We start from the raw sequence: 1,042 nt of genomic DNA, 5'->3' as shown, positions 1-1,042 counted from the left end.
GTCAGATCACCCGGACCCGACGGAAATAAGATCGGACACACAGCCCGAAATACTCAGGGACGGACCGACCACACCACACACGCGCTACCGAAACCCCATCGAAATTCGATAGCACCGAATCAGCGGACATGGCAACCCATCTCAGGTCACCAGCTGGAATCGTAAACTCCAGAAGACCGATCCGACGGCCTTACCCGACCCGGTTCGTCGTCGGCTACCTCTTGACGTTCCACCGCGTTCGGTGGGGCCAGCGACACGACCGGCGCGGCGGGGATCTGTCCCTGCACGTCGGGGAACCCCTCGACCAGGTCCGAGAACTTGGGCATCGTCATCTTCTGCTCGGTCAACGGCGCGAGGAGTTCGTCGGTCCGGCGAGCGATCTCCGCGGCGGCCTGCTGCGCGGCCTGGGTCATCGCCGCGGCGATCTCGTCGTAATCCAAATCGTCGATATCCGAGGAGAACTTGGTCTCGATCACCACACCGTCGGCGTTGACCGTCACCGTGACCCGCCGATCCCGCACCGAAGCCGACGCGGTCAACCGGGCCCGCTGCTGCTGTAACCCCGAAATCAACTGCATCTGCTGGGTAAAGGAATCCATCGCTTCCGCGAAGGAAGCGTCGGCAAAATCATCCGCCATGCCTCAACCCTTCACCGTGACGTTCGGGACAGTGTTGGCGATGGTGTGACCGGACCCGATATCGACATTCTTCAACGAATCCGCCGCATCGACCTGCCCCTTGGACGCGGCACCGACCACCTCGGCGGCACTGTTGTTTCCGTCGTGCACCGCGGTGAACTGTGTCCGCAGGCCTTGCTGCCCGCCCTTGTCTCGGATGAAGTCCTCGCTGAAATCATCACCCGCGGCGACGGTCAGGAACTTGCCCCACAACGACGCCGCTGTCCTGCTGTGGTTGATCAACGCTTCCTGGGCCTCGGCGAGAGCACCGCCGGCTTCTTTCAAAGCTGTGGTGTCGACGTCGAGGCTTTCGTTCTGCGTCATGCGCAACCCTCATCTTTCCCGCGTAACCGAGCTGGACCTGG

General features: G+C 62.2%; 2 protein-coding genes. Both read right to left on the bottom strand.

Annotated features, from left to right (window positions below; all coding sequences use genetic code 11):
- Nucleotides 1–146 precede the first annotated feature (146 nt).
- Nucleotides 147–638, bottom strand: coding sequence for a YbaB/EbfC family nucleoid-associated protein (locus OHB12_RS33235; protein WP_327112624.1), 492 nt, complete (start codon nucleotides 636–638; stop codon nucleotides 147–149).
- 3 nt (nucleotides 639–641) lie between these two features.
- The gene (locus OHB12_RS33230; protein WP_327112622.1) at nucleotides 642–1,001 is read right to left on the bottom strand and encodes a hypothetical protein; all 360 of its coding nucleotides are present in this window, start codon (nucleotides 999–1,001) and stop codon (nucleotides 642–644) included.
- Nucleotides 1,002–1,042: the final 41 nt, after the last annotated feature.

This window comes from Nocardia sp. NBC_01730 (assembly GCF_035920445.1).
Lineage (GTDB): Bacteria > Actinomycetota > Actinomycetes > Mycobacteriales > Mycobacteriaceae > Nocardia.
Note: the sequence above shows the minus strand (reverse complement) of the source record. Positions and strands in the feature narration are given on the sequence as shown.